General features: G+C 63.4%; 18 protein-coding genes. 6 read left to right on the forward strand and 12 right to left on the reverse strand.

All coding sequences use genetic code 11. The annotated features are described in order from the left end of the window. Positions 1 to 22 precede the first annotated feature (22 nt). Positions 23 to 700 carry a Crp/Fnr family transcriptional regulator gene (locus KVQ74_RS11800; protein WP_217831248.1) on the forward strand — a complete coding sequence of 226 codons (678 nt, stop codon included), beginning with the start codon at positions 23 to 25 and terminating at the stop codon, positions 698 to 700. 29 nt (positions 701 to 729) lie between these two features. Here KVQ74_RS11800 and KVQ74_RS11805 read toward each other — a convergent pair whose 3' ends face one another. After that, on the reverse strand, positions 730 to 1038 hold the full coding sequence (locus KVQ74_RS11805) for a cupredoxin domain-containing protein (protein ID WP_217831249.1): 309 nt from the start codon (positions 1036 to 1038) through the stop codon (positions 730 to 732). Between the two features lie 14 nt (positions 1039 to 1052). Next, entirely contained in the window at positions 1053 to 2021 is a 969-nt protein-coding gene (locus KVQ74_RS11810; protein WP_217831250.1) for a metallophosphoesterase family protein, read from the reverse strand. A gap of 152 nt (positions 2022 to 2173) precedes the next feature. Between KVQ74_RS11810 and KVQ74_RS11815 the strand changes: the two genes are divergently transcribed. Both KVQ74_RS11815 and KVQ74_RS11820 read left to right on the forward strand, forming a co-directional pair. Then, positions 2174 to 2686, forward strand: a complete 513-nt coding sequence (locus KVQ74_RS11815) for a sigma-70 family RNA polymerase sigma factor (protein WP_217831251.1) — start codon at positions 2174 to 2176, stop codon at positions 2684 to 2686. Next, entirely contained in the window at positions 2679 to 3422 is a 744-nt protein-coding gene (locus KVQ74_RS11820; protein WP_217831252.1) for an anti-sigma factor family protein, read from the forward strand. The genes KVQ74_RS11815 and KVQ74_RS11820 overlap by 8 nt, the downstream gene beginning before the upstream one ends. A gap of 6 nt (positions 3423 to 3428) precedes the next feature. On the opposite strand, the gene ubiT is transcribed toward KVQ74_RS11820, so the two are convergent. The 7 genes from ubiT to norR form a co-directional block, all read right to left on the reverse strand. Continuing rightward, positions 3429 to 3899 carry a ubiquinone anaerobic biosynthesis accessory factor UbiT gene (gene ubiT, locus KVQ74_RS11825; RefSeq protein WP_217831253.1) on the reverse strand — a complete coding sequence of 157 codons (471 nt, stop codon included), beginning with the start codon at positions 3897 to 3899 and terminating at the stop codon, positions 3429 to 3431. Next, positions 3893 to 4783 carry a U32 family peptidase gene (locus KVQ74_RS11830; RefSeq protein ID WP_217831254.1) on the reverse strand — a complete coding sequence of 297 codons (891 nt, stop codon included), beginning with the start codon at positions 4781 to 4783 and terminating at the stop codon, positions 3893 to 3895. Before KVQ74_RS11830 ends, ubiT begins: the two co-directional genes overlap by 7 nt. 10 nt (positions 4784 to 4793) lie before the next feature. Next, positions 4794 to 5789, reverse strand: a complete 996-nt coding sequence (ubiU, locus tag KVQ74_RS11835; protein WP_217831255.1) for a ubiquinone anaerobic biosynthesis protein UbiU — start codon at positions 5787 to 5789, stop codon at positions 4794 to 4796. 89 nt (positions 5790 to 5878) lie between these two features. Continuing rightward, positions 5879 to 7114: a molybdopterin molybdotransferase MoeA gene (locus KVQ74_RS11840; protein WP_217831256.1), complete on the reverse strand. Its 1236-nt coding sequence runs from the start codon at positions 7112 to 7114 to the stop codon at positions 5879 to 5881. Further along, positions 7111 to 7665, reverse strand: coding sequence for a molybdenum cofactor biosynthesis protein B (moaB, locus tag KVQ74_RS11845; protein WP_217831257.1), 555 nt, complete (start codon positions 7663 to 7665; stop codon positions 7111 to 7113). Before moaB ends, KVQ74_RS11840 begins: the two co-directional genes overlap by 4 nt. A gap of 98 nt (positions 7666 to 7763) precedes the next feature. After that, positions 7764 to 8411 carry a pyridoxamine 5'-phosphate oxidase gene (gene pdxH / locus KVQ74_RS11850; RefSeq protein WP_217831258.1) on the reverse strand — a complete coding sequence of 216 codons (648 nt, stop codon included), beginning with the start codon at positions 8409 to 8411 and terminating at the stop codon, positions 7764 to 7766. A 79-nt stretch (positions 8412 to 8490) separates the two neighbouring features. Then, positions 8491 to 10011 carry a nitric oxide reductase transcriptional regulator NorR gene (gene norR, locus KVQ74_RS11855; protein ID WP_217831259.1) on the reverse strand — a complete coding sequence of 507 codons (1521 nt, stop codon included), beginning with the start codon at positions 10009 to 10011 and terminating at the stop codon, positions 8491 to 8493. Between the two features lie 155 nt (positions 10012 to 10166). Here norR and ytfE point away from each other — a divergent pair, with 155 nt between their 5' ends. Continuing rightward, complete coding sequence (gene ytfE / locus KVQ74_RS11860; RefSeq protein ID WP_217831260.1) at positions 10167 to 10841, forward strand: iron-sulfur cluster repair protein YtfE; 675 nt, start codon at positions 10167 to 10169, stop codon at positions 10839 to 10841. 63 nt (positions 10842 to 10904) lie between these two features. On the opposite strand, the gene KVQ74_RS11865 is transcribed toward ytfE, so the two are convergent. Further along, positions 10905 to 11342, reverse strand: coding sequence for a hypothetical protein (locus KVQ74_RS11865; protein WP_217831261.1), 438 nt, complete (start codon positions 11340 to 11342; stop codon positions 10905 to 10907). A 20-nt stretch (positions 11343 to 11362) separates the two neighbouring features. Beyond that, entirely contained in the window at positions 11363 to 12553 is a 1191-nt protein-coding gene (locus KVQ74_RS11870) for an NnrS family protein (RefSeq protein ID WP_217831262.1), read from the reverse strand. A gap of 427 nt (positions 12554 to 12980) precedes the next feature. Here KVQ74_RS11870 and KVQ74_RS11875 point away from each other — a divergent pair, with 427 nt between their 5' ends. Continuing rightward, positions 12981 to 13664, forward strand: coding sequence for a Crp/Fnr family transcriptional regulator (locus KVQ74_RS11875; RefSeq protein ID WP_217831263.1), 684 nt, complete (start codon positions 12981 to 12983; stop codon positions 13662 to 13664). 5 nt (positions 13665 to 13669) lie between these two features. Then, positions 13670 to 13861, forward strand: a complete 192-nt coding sequence (locus KVQ74_RS11880; RefSeq protein WP_225929974.1) for a protein DnrP — start codon at positions 13670 to 13672, stop codon at positions 13859 to 13861. Positions 13862 to 13884: 23 nt separating this feature from the next. Here KVQ74_RS11880 and KVQ74_RS11885 read toward each other — a convergent pair whose 3' ends face one another. Next, positions 13885 to 15726 carry a nitric oxide reductase activation protein NorD gene (locus tag KVQ74_RS11885; protein ID WP_217831265.1) on the reverse strand — a complete coding sequence of 614 codons (1842 nt, stop codon included), beginning with the start codon at positions 15724 to 15726 and terminating at the stop codon, positions 13885 to 13887. Between the last annotated feature and the right edge of the window lie 23 nt (positions 15727 to 15749).

Here is a 15749-nt window from a genome sequence, read left to right on the forward strand (position 1 = left end):
TAAGCGTCAGCGGAGGTACGCCATGCTGACCCACCCTTCCATCGTTTTAACGTTGCGCCGTCATCACCTGTTCAGCCAGTTGCCGGAGAAGGTCTTCGAGGAAGTCTGTGCCCTGGCGGTGCTCAGGCGCCTGAGCTGTCATGGCACGCTGATGCATCAGGGCGATCCGGCCAAGCGCTTTTTCCTGCTGGTCAGCGGCCAGATCAAGTTGTACCGGCTGACCGGCGAAGGCCAGGAAAACCTGGTGGAGATCATCCAGCCCGGCCAGACCTTCGCCGAAGCCCTGCTGTTCAGCCAGGCCCGGCTGTACCCGGTGACGGCCACGGCACTCAAGGACAGCGTGCTGGTCAGCATCGAGGGCCATCACTACCGCAATGCCCTGGAGGATCAGCCGAAAGTCTGCCTGGCGATCCTCGCGAGCATGAGCGTTCACCTGCACCTGCGCCTGCGCGACATCGACACCCTGACCATCGCCAGCGCGAGCCGGCGGGTGGTCAACTTCCTGCTTCAGGAACGCCATCCCGTGACCGGGCAAATCGTCCTGCAAGTGTCCAAACGGCTGGTGGCGTCGAAGCTGGGAATCCAGCCGGAGACCTTTTCGCGGATTCTGCATCGGCTGGTGGAGTGCGGACTGATTGCGATGGAGCGGCGCAATATCCGCATCCTCGCCGACGAAGACGCGCTGGTGGCGTTTCAATAGACGAATGGGTCGTACAGGTCCGCGCAAAGCTATTGGGTCACCACGATCTTGCCGGTCATCTGCGGGTGCAGGACACAGAAATACTCGAACTCGCCGGGCTTATCGAATAACCAGGAAAAACTGTCATTCGTGTCTAATGCCCCGGAGCGAAACACCTTGCGGGTTTCCGCCACCGTATGCGGGATCTGATCGTCATTCACCCACGTCACTTTGGTGCCCACGGACACGTTCAGCACCACCGGCATGAACATGAACTCCTTGATATTGATCTTCACCTCCTCGGCCCACACCGGCATCGACAACATCAGGCACAACAGCGCCAACAGTCGCGTTTTCATCTGACCGCCCTCCCCTAGACCAATGTCGAATCAATCAGCGCCAGCGGGTGATCGCCCTGCGTCGCCCGCACATCGGTGATCCCCAGATAATTGCGCAACTGATCGGCCGCCACGGTCATCGGTCCCGGTGACGGTGCCGTGCCCGGCGCCGGTTGCGGATAGGCGGTGCCGCGTGCGGTGTGGAAGGTGATGTTGCCTTCGACCTTCTGGATGACCTGATGAATGTGCCCGTTCAGTACCGTCACCGAGCCGTACTTGCGCAGCATCGCAATGGCATGGTCGCCATCCTCGGTGCCCCAGCCCCACGGCTGATAAATCGTCCACAGCGGAATGTGGGTGAACACGACAATCGGCGTACTGCTCGATACCGCCCGCAGATCATCGGCCAGCCAGGCCAGCTGATCGGCGCCCAGACTGGCCTCATGGCCGGCTTGGAAGTTGAAGACATTGACCAGCGCGATGAAATGCACGCCGTGGTCATCGAAGCTGTACCAGCCGTTACCTCGGGTGCCCTTGCCATAACGTTCCAGGTAGAGCTTGCCGCCACCCTCATCGAGGGTGTCGTGCTCGCCCGGCACGTAATGCACGGTGGACGGCAGGCCCTTGAGCAACTGTGCCGCGGTGTCGAACTCTTCGGCCTTGGACAGGTGCGTGATGTCGCCGGTGTGCAGGATCAGCGATGGCCGTTGCGGCAGCGCGACGACCCTGTCGATCGCCACCTGCAGGGTTTTCACCGGTTCAGGGTTGGCTTCCTTGTTGAACCCGATGTGCGAGTCGCTGATCTGCACGAAATGAAAGCTGCTGGCCAATGCCCTGGGGTCGGCGACGTTGCCCGTCTCATCCAGGGCAAAGGCCCTGGGAATCCCGCCGCTCATGGCCCAGATCACCCCGGCCCCGGCCCACGCCGAGCACTTGAGCAGTGTCCGCCGATCAGGGTTGAGCAATTCGTCGGTGCGTTGCGGGCGTTTTGATCGAATGTCCATCGGTAGGTCCTCGCTGGCGAACTACAGTGATGTAGCGACACCAGGTAAACCTTGCGCGACGAGCGTTTATTCCGCGCCGCAAAATAAATTCTTTTCCGGGAATAAAACCGCACGCCTCGCAGTTACAGGAGTGTGACGCTGCGGAAATCACTATGAAGCGATTTGAGGAACTGATTGCGCCCCATCTGGACGCTGCCTACAACCTCGCGCGCTGGCTCACGGGCAATGACAGCGCCGCGCGCGACGTCGTGCAGGAAAGCGCCCTGCGCGCTTTCAGGTTCTTGCAGCGATTCGCCGACGGCAACCCCAGGGCCTGGTTCCTGACCATCGTGCGCAACGAAAGCTACACCTGGCTCAAAGCCTCGGTCGGACACCCTTGGGTGGCCATCGATGACGACATGGCTGATGACCACCCGACGCTGAGCCACAGCCAGACCCCGGAACTGCTGGCGATCCACACGGAAAACGCCGCGTTGCTCCAGCAAGCGCTGGGCGCCCTGCCCCCGGCGTTTCGGGAGGTGATCGTGCTCAAGGAACTCGAAGACATGCCGTACAAGGACATCGCTCTGGTGGTGGATATTCCCATTGGCACCGTGATGTCGAGGCTGGCCCGGGCGCGCACCATGCTCAGGCTCGAACTGATGAAGTTGCACGATCATGAATGAACTCGACTGCACGACTTGCCAGACCCGACTGCACGGTTACCTGGATCAGGAACTTGATCCAGCGATGGCGGCGGATGTCGCGACGCATCTGAGCGCGTGCGCCGAATGCGCGCGCCTGCATGCCGAAATGACGTTACTCAAGGGCAGCGTAAAGCGCTGTGCGCCGTATTACCCGGCGCCAGCGTCACTGGCGGCCGGCGTGTTTGCCGATGCGGCGCCCCGGCCACGGGTCTTTGAGCGCTGGCGCACGGTGTTCGCTCCAGCATTTTGTGCTGCGGCACTGGCCTTGTCGGTGGTGCTTTATGTCGCGACGCCCGGCAGCGAACAACCGTTGATGGACGAGGCCGTCTCCAGTCATGTGCGCTCGTTGATGGGCGAACACCTGAACGATGTGGTGTCCTCCGACCGCCATACCGTGAAACCCTGGTTCACCGGCAAACTCGACTTCTCGCCCCCCGTGCTCGACTACACGGCGCAGGGTTTTCCATTGCTCGGTGGACGGCTGGATTATCTGCAACATCAGACCACCGCAGCCCTGAGTTACGGCCGAGCCAAGCACATCATCAACGTGTTCATCCTGCCTACCGCACAAAGCGACAAGCCGAAACAGAGCCAGACGATTCGCGGCTTCAATGTGGTGTCCTGGCAGGCCAACCACATGCTTTTCGTGCTGGTTTCCGATGTGGAGAAAAGCGAGCTGGAGGCGTTCAGTCAGTTGCTCATGCACGGCACCTGACACGGGCTATCGAGTTGCCAGCCCCTTGCCCGCGCGCTCCAGATTGCGCCACAACCACACAGGCAGAACCTCGGGATCGAGGCTGTCGATCAGGTTTTTCAGGGCCAGGCCCAGTTCGGTGTCGCCTTCGATGACCAGGCGGCGGCGGAAGAACAACGTATCAGGATCTTCCTGGCGACTGGCGAGCAGCACGAACTCGCGCCAGTTGCCGCTGATGGTCACGTGCGCCGTCTCGCGCTCGGCAATCCGCAGGCCCTCGCGGTTGAGGGTCAGGAACCACGACAACCGCAGATCCGGAATCCGCAGGCACAACCAGCGCCCGCGCAGCATTTCAAACTCGCCAGCGCGTAGCGGCTCGGCGAGGCAACGGTTCAGTGCCTGTTGCAACGCCAGACGCTGCACGGCAAACGGCACGCGCCGCACCAGCGGCAGCAAGCGGTCGGCCCCTTTGAGCAACCATTTCTTTCGATTCAACACAGGCCAGCCTCCTCCACCCGCAGCATCCCGGCCTCGCCGTGCCAGTAGCCATTGCAGCCTTCCACATACAGCGGCGGCGTTTCCCCCGAACGCACCCGTTGATAGGCGGCGATGATCTCGGCCATGCCCTGGGCACGCGGACTCAGGCGCAACAGATCGGCGCCACAGGCCACCAGTCCCGAGTAATCGGCGAGCAGATTAGTCACCTCGGCAGACATGGTCTGAATCCCGTTGAGGGTGAACAGCGGCTGCCCTTCCTGACTGGTCAGGGCCAGTCCATCGGGGTAGTTGATGCAGCAGAACCGGCAATCGTCCTTCGGCCGGTTTTCCGCCCGCGCCGTGAAGCAGCGCGCGGAATACGCCAGCGGCAGATGGCCGTAGGCGAAGATTTCCACTTCCGGCACCTTGTGCCCCAGCGCTCGCACCTGCTCGATCACATCTCGGATCAGCGCTGCCGAACATTCCACCGGTGGCACCCAGCGGACCATGCCGCTGTCGAGCAACTGCGCCAGCGCATGGCCGTTGTACAGGTTCAGCGCCGGGCCGCCCACGAACGGCAACTTACGCTCGGCCAGAAACTGCACCGCGCCCAGGTCATTGGCTTCCACCAGCAACTGGCCGTTGTCGCACAGGCGCTTGAGGCTGGAGAGCTCGGACGCCGCTTCGATCAGGGTCAGGCTGGAAATCACCAGTTGCGCCTGGCTGCATTGCTGCAACTCGCGGCCCAGCCCCAGCCATTGATCGAGGGAAAACGCCCGGCGTTTCGAACACACGGTTTCCCCGAGGTAAATCACATCCAGAGGCAACGCCGACATCTCGGCGTAAAAATTGCCAAGTTGCGCCTTGTCCCAATAAAACAGGACCGGTCCCAGGCTGAGCTTCATGTTCCGTCCCTCATTGCCACGATCGATGATAAGCGCCCAGCGTGGTCTGGCTGCCCTCGGACAAACCGGCCAGCACCTGGCGCCATTCCTCCTTGACCCGAAAACTGCCCGGCGCGCCACGGTGGGCGTCCAGCGCCGCGCGCCAGACGCGGGTGACCTGTTCGACATACGCCGGGCTGCGCTGCCGGCCCTCGATCTTCACCGCTTCGACACCCATGGCCGAAAGCTCCGGAAGCAAGTCCAGGGTGTCGAGGCTGGTGGGTTCTTCGAGGGCATGGAAGCGTTTGCCGTCGACCAGAAAACGGCCCTTGCACAACGTCGGATAACCGGCGGGCTCGTCAGGGGTGTAGCGGTCGATCAGCACTTCGCTCAGGCGCGCGCTCAAGCCCTGGGCATCTTCGCTCCAGCGCACAGCCTTGGCCGGCGAGCAGACCCCGCACAGGTTCGGCGACTCGCCGGTAATGTAGGAAGACAGATGGCAGCGCCCCTCGGCCATGATGCACAGGCTGCCGAAACCGAAGACTTCGATCGGCACCGGGCTGCTCGCGGCCACCTGGCGCACCTGGGCCAGCGACAACACCCGAGGCAGCACCGCGCGGCGAATGCCGTAGCGCTGCGCATAAAATTCCAGCGCGGCGGCATGAGTCGCCGAGCCCTGCACCGACAGGTGCAACGTCAGCTGCGGATGACGCTGGCTGGCGTAATTGAGCACGCCCGGATCGGCGGCAATCAACGCATCCACGCCGAAATCGGCGGCGCGATCCACCGCCCGCTGCCAGCGCTCCCAGCCCTTGGGCTGCGGATAGGTGTTGACCGCAACGTAGAGTTTTCGCTGGTGCTGGCGGATGTGGGCGACGGCGGAGTCGAACTGTTTGTCGTCCATGTTCAGCCCGGCGAAATGCCGGGCATTGGTGTCATCGCGAAAACCGACATACACGGCATCGGCGCCTTGGCGCACCGCGGCTTTCAGCGCAGGCAGGTTCCCTGCCGGGCAGACCAGTTGCATGGTTGATCCTCATGAAAAAACGCCGTCCTGAAAGGCGCTGCCAGTCTAGCCAGACCGTCAGCCACAGCCTTGACGGCAATCAAGTGCCGTCACTGCATCAGGTCGGCGAAGGACAGGAACATCACGTTGTCGTGCCTGTGTACTTGCTGCTCACGCTCGACCACCGCCAATCCGTCGGCCCAACAGGCCGCCGTGAGCATCGCCGAGCTTTGCTGCGGGTGCAGTTCCACGCTCAACCGGCCGTCGACGGCGGCTGTCAACTTCGCCCGCAGGTACTGGCGCCGCTTGTTGCGCTGCAACCAGTCGAACCCTGCCGGCACGGCCAATGGTTTCGGCAACACGTCGGTCATGCCTTGTGCCCGCAGCAGAAACGGCCGCACCACCACCAACGCGGTAATCAGTGCCGCCGAGGGATTGCCCGGCATGCCGATCCAGGGTTTGCCGAGCACTTCACCAAAGGCCAGCGGCTTGCCGGGCTGAATCGCCAGCCGCCAGAAATCCACGCTGCCCAGTTCCTCGATGGCCTGTTTGAGATGGTCTTCCTCGCCGACCGACACGCCGCCGGAGCTGAGCAGCAAATCGCACTCCGAAGACGCCAGGCTCAGGGCATGGCGGCTGGCCGCCAGCTCATCGGCCATGACCCCGTAGTCGTGGACTTCAACACCCCAGCCCCGCAACAACGCGGCGATGCAATAACGATTGCTGTTGTAGATCTGCCCCGGCGCCAACGGATCACCCGGCTCACGCAGCTCATTGCCGCTGCTGAGCAGGCACACGCGCAGCGGTCGGTAGACCTCGACGCGGGCCACGCCGGCACCGGCGAGCAGCCCGAGTTCCTGGGCGCGCAGACGCTTGCCAGCCTTGAACAACAGATCACCCCGACGAACTTCTTCGCCTTCCTTGCGTACATGTTCGCCAAGATTCACGGGCGGCAACCAGACGCCCTCGCCCTCCACCCGGCAGCGCTCCTGCGGCACCACCGTGTCAGCGCCTTCGGGTAGCGGCGCGCCGGTAAAAATCTGCACCGCCTGCCCGGCGAACAACAGCGGCCCTGGCTGATCCCCCGCCGCGATGCGCCCGCCGATCGGCAGGTAACCACCGTCCGGGGACAGGTCAGCGGCGCTCAGCGCATAGCCGTCCATGGCGCTGTTGTCCCAGGCCGGCAGGTTCACCGGGGAATGAATGTCCGCCGCCAACACGCAGCCCATGGCCTGATCCAGTGGAATCACCTGCGCCGCTGGCGGCGGCGGTGCCTGATCGAGCAAGCGGCTGATGGCCTCGTCCACGGGCATCAGGTTGCCCAAGTCGCACACCCGGCCGGTCATGACCGGGTCCCGCAGGCATCGATGATTCGTTGCGCCAGGGGTTTGAGATGCGGGGCAAAGTTGCACGGGCCGGTGCGGCTGTCCAACTGCTCGACGAGGATCCTGTTCCAGGCCGTGCGGCAGGCGCCCGGCGAACCGGGCACGCAGCACACCAGCACGCCGTTACTCATCCCGGCCAGCGCCCGGGATTGCAGGCTGGACATGCCGATTTCCTCCAGCGACACCTGGCGGAACAACTCGCCGAAGCCTTCGACATGCTTGTCGAGCAACGGGATGACCGCTTGCGGCGTGTTGTCCCGCGCGGTGAAACCGGTGCCGCCGGTCATCAGCACCACTTGTACTGTTGGGTCGGCGATCCAGCGCGAGACACTGGCGCGGATCTGGTAGATGTCGTCCTTGACCAGATCGCGGTCGATCAACACATGCCCGGCGGTCTGCAGCAGATCCGCCAGGGTCTGTCCCGAGGTGTCGGTGTCAAACGTCCGCGTATCACTGATGGTCAGTACGGCAATGTTCAGGGGTTCAAACGTGCGTTGCGCCAGATGGGCCATATTCAAGCCTCCCGTAGCTGAGGGTATGCCCAAGCCTGAACCGGATTGACGACCCGGCCTATTCCTCCATGGAGGTATCTCCACCGGGTCAATGCGGCTCAAGGCGCCAGTCGGGTGCGACACCAGAGACCGTTTTGCCGGCGGTAATCGAGGCGATCGTGCAAGCGGTCGCTACGGCCCTGCCAGAATTCCACACGCTCGGGATGCAGGCTGTAGCCGCCCCAATGTTCAGGGCGCACAACGTGCTGTTCGGCGAAATGTTCAGTGGCATCGGCCAGCCGCCACTCCAGTTCTTCACGGTTGGCCAGCGGACGACTTTGCGGCGACGCCCAGGCACCCAGTCGGCTGGCGCGCGAGCGGGAATCGAAGTAGGCATCCGACAGGTGCGCATCGAGCTTCGACACCTGCCCTTCGATCCGCACCTGGCGCTCCAGTCCCGGCCAGAAAAACGTCATGGCCGCGTGAGGGTTGGCCGCCAGTTGCTGGCCCTTGTCGCTCTGGTAATTGCCGAAAAACGTGAAGCCGTCATCGCTCAAGCCCTTGAGCAACAGCACCCGGCAATGGGGCCGACCGTCGCTGTCGACGGTCGCGAGCAGCATGCTGTTGGCCTCGACCGGCGCGCGCTCGGTTTCGCGGGCCTGTTGCAGCCACTGACGGAACAGCGCCAGCGGATCGTCCGGCGCCTGAGTCTCTTGCAGGCCATCGAGGGTGTAGTTGCGGCGCATCTCAGCCAGGGAAAGCGGCATGACGGTGATCTCCTGTGGGTTTCAGCCAGTGTGCGAGGCCCCGCGCTCTGCCACCTTGATCGCCATCAACCCGCATCGCTTACTTGAGACGCAGACGCCGGGCCAGCTTGTGCAGGTTGCTCGGGTCGACCTGCAACAGCCGTGCGGCGCTGGCCCAGTTCTCCCCGCAAAGGCTCAGGGCCTGGACAATCCGTTGCCGCTGGCAATCGTCGACCGCGCTGCTCAGGGCCTGGAACGGTACGTCGGCAACCATCGCCTGCGGCCGCTCGACGAGCACCCCTTGCGTGCTGTCCAGGTCCAGAACCTGCTGCTCCAGGGTGATGATCGACGCCCGATTCACGCCGCGACTCAGCGCCTTCAACGCAGCACGACTGATGACATGCTCCAGCTCGCGCACATTGCCCGGCCAGGCATACGCCAACAGCGCCCGCTCGGCTGCCGGCGACAGACGCAAGCCTCGCAGCCCGAGCCGCGCCCGATTCAGTTCAAGGAAATGCCCGGCCAGCAGCAACACGTCGTTGCCGCGCTCGCGCAAGGCCGGGATCGGCACCGGGTACACCGAGAGCCGGTGATACAGATCGGCGCGAAACAGACCGTCGCGGATGCTGTCCGGCAAGTGCCGGTTGGTGGCGGCGATGATCCGCACGTCGACGTGCAGCGGCTTGTCGGCACCCAGGCGCTGGATCTCACCGTTCTGCAAGGTGCGCAGCAGCTTCGCCTGCACGCTCAAGGGCAACTCGCCGACCTCATCGAGAAACAGCGTGCCGCCATTGGCCGCGTCAAAGCGCCCGGCGCGGTCACTGGTCGCGCCGGAAAACGCACCTTTGACATGCCCGAACAACTCGCTTTCCGCCAGCGACTCCGGCAACGCGGCGCAGTTGACTTGAATCAGCGGCTTGTGGCTGCGCCGCGACAGACGATGCAGACGCCGGGCGAACAGTTCCTTGCCGACGCCTGTCTCACCGAGCAGCAACACCGGCAGGTCAGCGTCGGCCAGCACGTCCAGTTCGTTGAGCAAATGCTCCAGCACCTCACTCTGGCCGAGGATCTCGCCGTCCTCGAGCGGCCTGCGCAAATCCTGCGGATCGCTGCGCGACAGGCGCAGGCTGCGGTTTTCCTGCTCCAGACGGGTGACCCGCACGGCGGCTTCGATCTGCAAGGTGCAGCGTTTGAGTTCCTCCCGCGCGCGGCTGTCGAAGGTGCCGGCGCGCAGCGCATCGAGCGTGATCGCGCCCCAGATCCGCCCTTCCACGTACAGGCTCACGCCCATGCAGTCATGCACCGGCAGCGAGTCGCCGACGTGGTTGTCGAGCAAGCCGTCGTAAGGGTCCGGCAAACGGCTGTCGGGCTCGAACCAGGTCGGCTCCCGCGAGGCCATGATCGCCGCCAGACGCGGATGCTGCGCGATGACGAACCGACGGCCCAGGGCTTCATGCACCAGGCCGACCGTCGCCACCGGTCTGAGGCTGTCTTCATCCAGACGCAGCAAACCCACGGCGCCGCTGTTGAAGTATTCGCGCAAGGTCTGGACCAGTCGTTGCAACCGCACGGCATTGGGCAACTCGACAATCAGGTCGGCCGCCAGGCTTTCACGCAACATGGTAGTTATCACCCTCCAGGGTTGAATTCACCCCGACATTTCAGGGTGGTTGTGACCACAAGCGACCAACAGTCCTTGTTTATCAGGCCCCGGGCGCTGGCATGGCGGATGCAATGAGCCAGGGGAACCGTTGTCATCCCAACAAGGAACCCCCGATGAGCCAGAACCTGCTGGAACAAAGCCTTGGCCAATTGGCCTGCGACATTCCCGGTGCCACCCGGATCTTTCACTCGTTCAAACTGGACTTCTGCTGTGGCGGGCACAAAAGCCTGCGTGACGCCGCCCTCGGCAAGGAGCTCGATCCGGTGCAGATCGCCGAGGCCCTGCACAGCCTGCAAGACAGTGGCGAAACCCAACCCGACTGGCGCAACGAACCGGCGCAACAGTTGATCGCCCACCTGCTGACCCGCTACCACGCCCGTCACCGCGAGCAACTGCCGGAGCTGATCCGTCTGGCCCGGCGTGTCGAGCATGTCCACGGCGCGCGCAGCAGTTGCCCCAATGGCCTCGCCGATTTGCTGACCGACCTGCAACAGGAACTCGAAGGCCACATGCTCAAGGAAGAGCAAGTGCTGTTCCCGCTGCTGCAACACGGCGTCGGCCCACAGGCGGCGCCGCCGATCCAGGTGTTGCGTTTCGAGCACGATCAACACGGCGAAGCCCTGGAAAAACTGCTCACCCTGACCAACCACATCACCCCGCCGGCCGACGCCTGTAACACCTGGCGCGCCCTGTATCGCGGGCTGCTGGAATTTCGCGACGACCTGATGCAGCACATCCATCTGGAGAACAACGTGCTGTTCATCAACGCCCTCAAACCCCGGCACTGATCGACGACCCGCCCGACAAAACCCGCCTCAGTGCGGGTTTTGTCGGTCAGTGCGTGTTCGCTTTCAAAACGACCAATAGAACATGGCCTTGGCGAGGATCACGATCAACAGCATGTGCCCGAGGATGCTGCGGCGAATCCAGCTCGCGCGGCGCTCGCTCAGGCGACCGTGGGTCAGCCAATAGGCCAGTAACAAGTAGTGGCCGATGATGCTCAGGGCCAGCAGGATCTTCAGGCTCAGCAAGGTGCCGAAACTGCTGGCGAGCGGCTGACTCAAGGCGCTCCGGTGCTGCCACGCCAGGCCGATGCCGGCGCCGTAGAGCAACACCACCACGCCATGCAGGACTTTGCGCGAACGCCCGGCAATCGCCTGATCCGCACCCGATTGCGCGGTGTCCGGCAACTGCTGGCGGGCGCGATACCAGATCACCACTTCGAAAAACAGCGTGCCGATAAAGGCGATGGCCGCCAGCAGATGGGTCACCAACAGAACGAGATACATCAACGACTACCTCCATGGGCTCAGCCCGGATGACCATCCACCCGCGCCCGCAGCAACATCGGGCCGTAGCGCCAGGCGTATAACCCGAAACCGAGCGCCCAGCACACACCGGCCAGCCACAACGCCGGCAACGGGAACAGCAGAATCAATCCGACGCGACTGAGGCAGGCCAGATTGAGCAGAATGAATGCCAGGGTCATTCCCGCTGGCGGCTCCAGTTTCCGACCGGTATGCCCGAGGCTGACCCGCGCAATCATCGCCAACACCAGGCCGCCCATGGCGCCGATAGTCAGGCAATGCACCGCCAGGCTCGGGTTGATCGACACACCGAAATGCCACAGCGCCATGCCCAGGCACGCCAGCGCCAGCCAGCCGTACGCCAGGTGCAGCGACCACAACAGCGGCACGCGCCACATGGCCCGATCATGCCAGCGCAACAGGCGTACCAGATGCCCCGCGCCCAGCACCGCGAACAGCGCACCCACCCCGACATTGGGACTGAGCGCAGGTCCGATGGCGTACAACAGCGCCACCAGCGGCGAGCCGATCAACAGCAGCCAGTCCAGCCACGCCCATGGCGCGACGGCCTCTTTGCGCCCGAGGCCGCGCTGGGTAAAGAACGGAATCACCCGTCCACCGATCAGCCCCATCATCGCCGCCACCAGCCAGATACCACTCAACACACCCTGACGCTGCCAGCCTTCATGCCCTTCAAGCAGACCGTACAACGACAAACCGTCAGCGGCGGCCAGCAACAGCAGGACCACCACAATCGGGTAGTTACGCTTCTGCCGCACCTTCCACAGGGTAAAACCCATCAACCCCGCCACCGCCAGCGGGAACGCCAGTTCGAGTACCGCGAGCACAGGCCACGGCGCGTTGACCAACCACGCCACCCGCGCCAACAACCACACCAGCGCCAGCGCGGCCAATGGCTTGCCGCTGAGACCGGGGCGACTGGTCCAGGTCTGCACGGCGGTCAGCAGAAACCCGGCAATGATCGCCAGACCGAAGCCGAACAGCAGTTCATGTCGATGCCAGCCCAGCCAGCCACCGGCCGGTTGCCAGTTGGCCACCGCGCCGCTGAATGCCGCCAGCCACAGCGGAATCGCCACCACCGCCAACAGACAGCCGGCGAGGAAAAACGGCCGAAACGCCAGCCGCAACAGCGGCGGGATCGCCAACGCCTTACTGCGCTCAAGCACTTGCATGAAGCCACTCCTCTGCATTTGCGGGTTCGATCATCCGGTATCGGTGAGCGAACGCCTTTGTCACAGATCAAGAGTGCAAGGGCCGTGCCTCCACGGCACGACCCGAGGGCGCGTGGCTTGTGTGGAAAAGGCGTCGGGCTTATCAGGGTCAAAATGACCCTTTGTGGTCACTTTGACCCCTTATGGAATGGTCATTTTAACCACACAGATTGATGAGGTCCGCGTAGACAAGGCCTTTCAGGCATGGCCCGTGTCTTGCTGAGCAGGCTCAGTCCTTGCCCCTTTCGATTAGCGGAGTCGTCATGAAAAAAGTCATCCAGCCATTGGCCTGGTTCGTGGTGTTGAGTTCGGTCGTGGCCGTGGCCAGCAGCCTCTCCCTGGGCCTGGTCTGACAGGTTCCTGATCAATTTTTTAAGGATGAATGTTCATGGTGCTGCATCGTGTCCACCACCAGATTCTGCGCAGTCATCATTTGTTCGAGCCGCTGAACGACGAACAGATGGATGAACTGATGAGTACCGGCCACTTGTTGAGCATCGACAAGGGCGAACCGTTGTTCCGCCAGGGTGAGCCGGCGGATGCGTTCTATTTCGTCATCGCCGGGGCGGTGAAGATCTACCGGTTGACGCCCGACGGGCAGGAGAAAGTGTTCGAAGTCATCGGCGACCGGCAGACCTTCGCCGAAGCGATGATGCTGATGGACACCCCCAATTACGTGGCCTCGGCGGAAGCCGTCTGCCCGACGCAGCTGTACCGGTTGTCCAACCACACTTACATGCGCCTGCTGCAAAACAACAGCCGCCTGACCTTTGCCTTGCTCGCCAAGCTCAGTGTTCGTCTGCACCAGCGGGTCAACGAAATCGAAACCCTGTCGCTGAAAAACGCCACCCACCGCGTGGTGCGCTACCTGCTGACGCAATTGGTGCGCCAGCAAACCGTGGACAGCCAGTTCGAATTGCCCATGGCCAAACAACTGATTGCCGGGCACTTGTCGATCCAGCCGGAAACCTTCTCGCGGATCATCCGCCGCCTGATCGATGAAAACATCATCACCCAGGACGGCCGGCAGATCGCGATTCTCGATCGGCTGCGCCTGGAACAGTTCGAGTGAATGCCATGCCTATCTGCCTGTATTGCCAACATGCCAACCCGGATGACGAAACCGAATGCAGTCAATGCGGCATGCCCCTGCCCACGCTCGCTGCACGCGCCGGGGAACGGCGCCAGCGACGGTTCATGGGGTTCTGCATCGGATTGACGCTGTTTTGCGTGGTCATGTTTTTCTGGCTGCCACGCGGCATCGTTTGATGCCACGTGGTGGGTGCCCGGCCTCAAGCCTGGGTCAACTGCCGGTATAGCTGCGGCAAGCGCAGCGGCAGTTGTTCGGGCTGGCGGATCAGGGTGTAGCCGTTGGCGCCGAACATGTATGGCAGATAAGCCCCGGCCTCGCGATCGATGGTGATGCAGAACGGCGTCAGGCCTTGCCGCCGTGCTTCGCGCACCGCTTCGCGGGTGTCTTCGACGCCGTAGCGCCCCTCGTACACATCCAGATCATTCGGTTTGCCATCGGTCAGCAGCAACAGCAATTTGCTGCGCCGTTTGCTCTGCCCGAGCAGTTGCGTGGCCTGGCGGATCGCGGCGCCCATGCGCGTGTAATAGCCGGGTTTGAGCCCCTGAATGCGGCCGCGTGTCTCATCGCCATAGCGCTGGGTGAACGCCTTGAGTTCCTGCATCCGCACCTGCTGGCGGCGCAACGACGAAAACCCGTAGAGGGCGAAATCATCCCCCAGCCCCGACAGGGTTTCGCCGAACAGCAGCAGGCTGTCGCGAATGACGTCGATCACCCGATGCTCATCGTTCAGGTGAGCATCGGTGGACATCGACACATCCGCCAGCAGCAGACACGCCAGGTCGCGGCGAGTCTGCCGCCGCTCCATGAACAGGCCTCGTTCGGCGCATTGCCCCTGTTCGCGTTCAACGTGAAAATCCAGCCAGGCCGACAGGTCCAGTTCCGACCCCTGGGGCTGCTGACGCAACCACTGCCGGTCATTGCGCAAATGCTCGAACTGACGCCGCAAACGCAGCGCCGAGGCCTTGAGCCGCACCGGCAGCGCCTGCGCCGCGCAGTCCCGCGGCAGCATCATTTGCAGATTGACGAAACCGGCCTGCATTTGCTGTTTGCGGTAATCCCACTCCGGCAACTTGATCCCCTCGCCCAGCGGCACGTCATCGACATCCACGGGCGGCAGATCCAGATGCAATTTGAGGCCGCCGCCCTTGCGCAACCGGGTGCGCGACAGGGTCAGCTCGTCGAGATCGTCAGCCACTCGGGCGGCGTCCGGATCTTCGCTGTCGTCCGACCAGCGATCCAGATCGACGTGTTCTGTCCAACTGAACAGATTCTCCAGACGCACCACCAACAGTCCGCCCTCGCGGGTGCTGTCATCGATACGCCGGGCACGCTTGCGCCCGGCCTTTTGCTCACCGGACGGCGTGGTCAGCGACTCTTCGGATTCATCGCCCAGATCCGCCGCCTGCGGACTGGCGAGGTTCTGCGGCGGGTACAACCACAGCGGCAACGGCCACGCCGCGCGCTCGCTACGGGGGAAATGCTCGACGCTGCCGGGTTCGCGCAGCGCCTGACACAACGCCCGCTCCAGCGCCGCTTCGCTGTGGCTCAACGCAGCCGGATCGGGGCGCAACGCCAGATGCGCCGCCACCAGCCGCTCATACCGGGCGCGCAACGCCGGATAGCGCTGCAGCAGTTGTTGCGTCCAGCGCTGATTGTCCCGTCCCCAGTGACGCATGCGCCCGGCCTGCGCCGCCAGCAGCGCGAGCCAGCGATAGAGTTCTTCATTCAGCGCAATCTCGGGAAACACCGCCAGGCTCGACGGCAGCCGCAGACTGGCCGCGTCACACCACGCCAGCGGCACTTGCTTGCAGGTCCCGGCGATCTGCTGCAACACATTGCGCCGTAACAGCAGATCGCGGTCGCTGGCGGCTTCGACACCGATGCCACTGGCGCCGCCCATGGCGCGGAACAGCAGCCCCAGCGAACGTTGCTGACGGCTCAGTTCGACCCGCGCCTCGGGGAAATCCGGACTGGCGCGGCGGGTGATGAAGCGGTGCCAGGCACTGCCTACCCACTCTTCCAGTTCCACGGTGAAAGCCATGCAATCCGCCCCTTTTTCAAAAC

It is taken from the genome of Pseudomonas botevensis (genome assembly GCF_019145475.1).
GTDB classification, from domain to species: Bacteria; Pseudomonadota; Gammaproteobacteria; order Pseudomonadales; family Pseudomonadaceae; genus Aquipseudomonas; species Aquipseudomonas botevensis.

Coding starts and splice junctions, on each gene's coding strand:
- KVQ74_RS11800 (WP_217831248.1), top strand. CDS start 23: ATGCTGACCCACCCTTCCATCGTTTTAACGTTGCGCCGTCATCACCTG.
- KVQ74_RS11805 (WP_217831249.1), bottom strand. CDS start 1,038: ATGAAAACGCGACTGTTGGCGCTGTTGTGCCTGATGTTGTCGATGCCG.
- KVQ74_RS11810 (WP_217831250.1), bottom strand. CDS start 2,021: ATGGACATTCGATCAAAACGCCCGCAACGCACCGACGAATTGCTCAAC.
- KVQ74_RS11815 (WP_217831251.1), top strand. CDS start 2,174: ATGAAGCGATTTGAGGAACTGATTGCGCCCCATCTGGACGCTGCCTAC.
- KVQ74_RS11820 (WP_217831252.1), top strand. CDS start 2,679: ATGAATGAACTCGACTGCACGACTTGCCAGACCCGACTGCACGGTTAC.
- KVQ74_RS11830 (WP_217831254.1), bottom strand. CDS start 4,783: ATGAAGCTCAGCCTGGGACCGGTCCTGTTTTATTGGGACAAGGCGCAA.
- ubiU (WP_217831255.1), bottom strand. CDS start 5,789: ATGCAACTGGTCTGCCCGGCAGGGAACCTGCCTGCGCTGAAAGCCGCG.
- KVQ74_RS11840 (WP_217831256.1), bottom strand. CDS start 7,114: ATGACCGGCCGGGTGTGCGACTTGGGCAACCTGATGCCCGTGGACGAG.
- moaB (WP_217831257.1), bottom strand. CDS start 7,665: ATGGCCCATCTGGCGCAACGCACGTTTGAACCCCTGAACATTGCCGTA.
- pdxH (WP_217831258.1), bottom strand. CDS start 8,411: ATGCCGCTTTCCCTGGCTGAGATGCGCCGCAACTACACCCTCGATGGC.
- norR (WP_217831259.1), bottom strand. CDS start 10,011: ATGTTGCGTGAAAGCCTGGCGGCCGACCTGATTGTCGAGTTGCCCAAT.
- ytfE (WP_217831260.1), top strand. CDS start 10,167: ATGAGCCAGAACCTGCTGGAACAAAGCCTTGGCCAATTGGCCTGCGAC.
- KVQ74_RS11865 (WP_217831261.1), bottom strand. CDS start 11,342: ATGTATCTCGTTCTGTTGGTGACCCATCTGCTGGCGGCCATCGCCTTT.
- KVQ74_RS11870 (WP_217831262.1), bottom strand. CDS start 12,553: ATGCAAGTGCTTGAGCGCAGTAAGGCGTTGGCGATCCCGCCGCTGTTG.
- KVQ74_RS11875 (WP_217831263.1), top strand. CDS start 12,981: ATGGTGCTGCATCGTGTCCACCACCAGATTCTGCGCAGTCATCATTTG.
- KVQ74_RS11880 (WP_225929974.1), top strand. CDS start 13,670: ATGCCTATCTGCCTGTATTGCCAACATGCCAACCCGGATGACGAAACC.
- KVQ74_RS11885 (WP_217831265.1), bottom strand. CDS start 15,726: ATGGCTTTCACCGTGGAACTGGAAGAGTGGGTAGGCAGTGCCTGGCAC.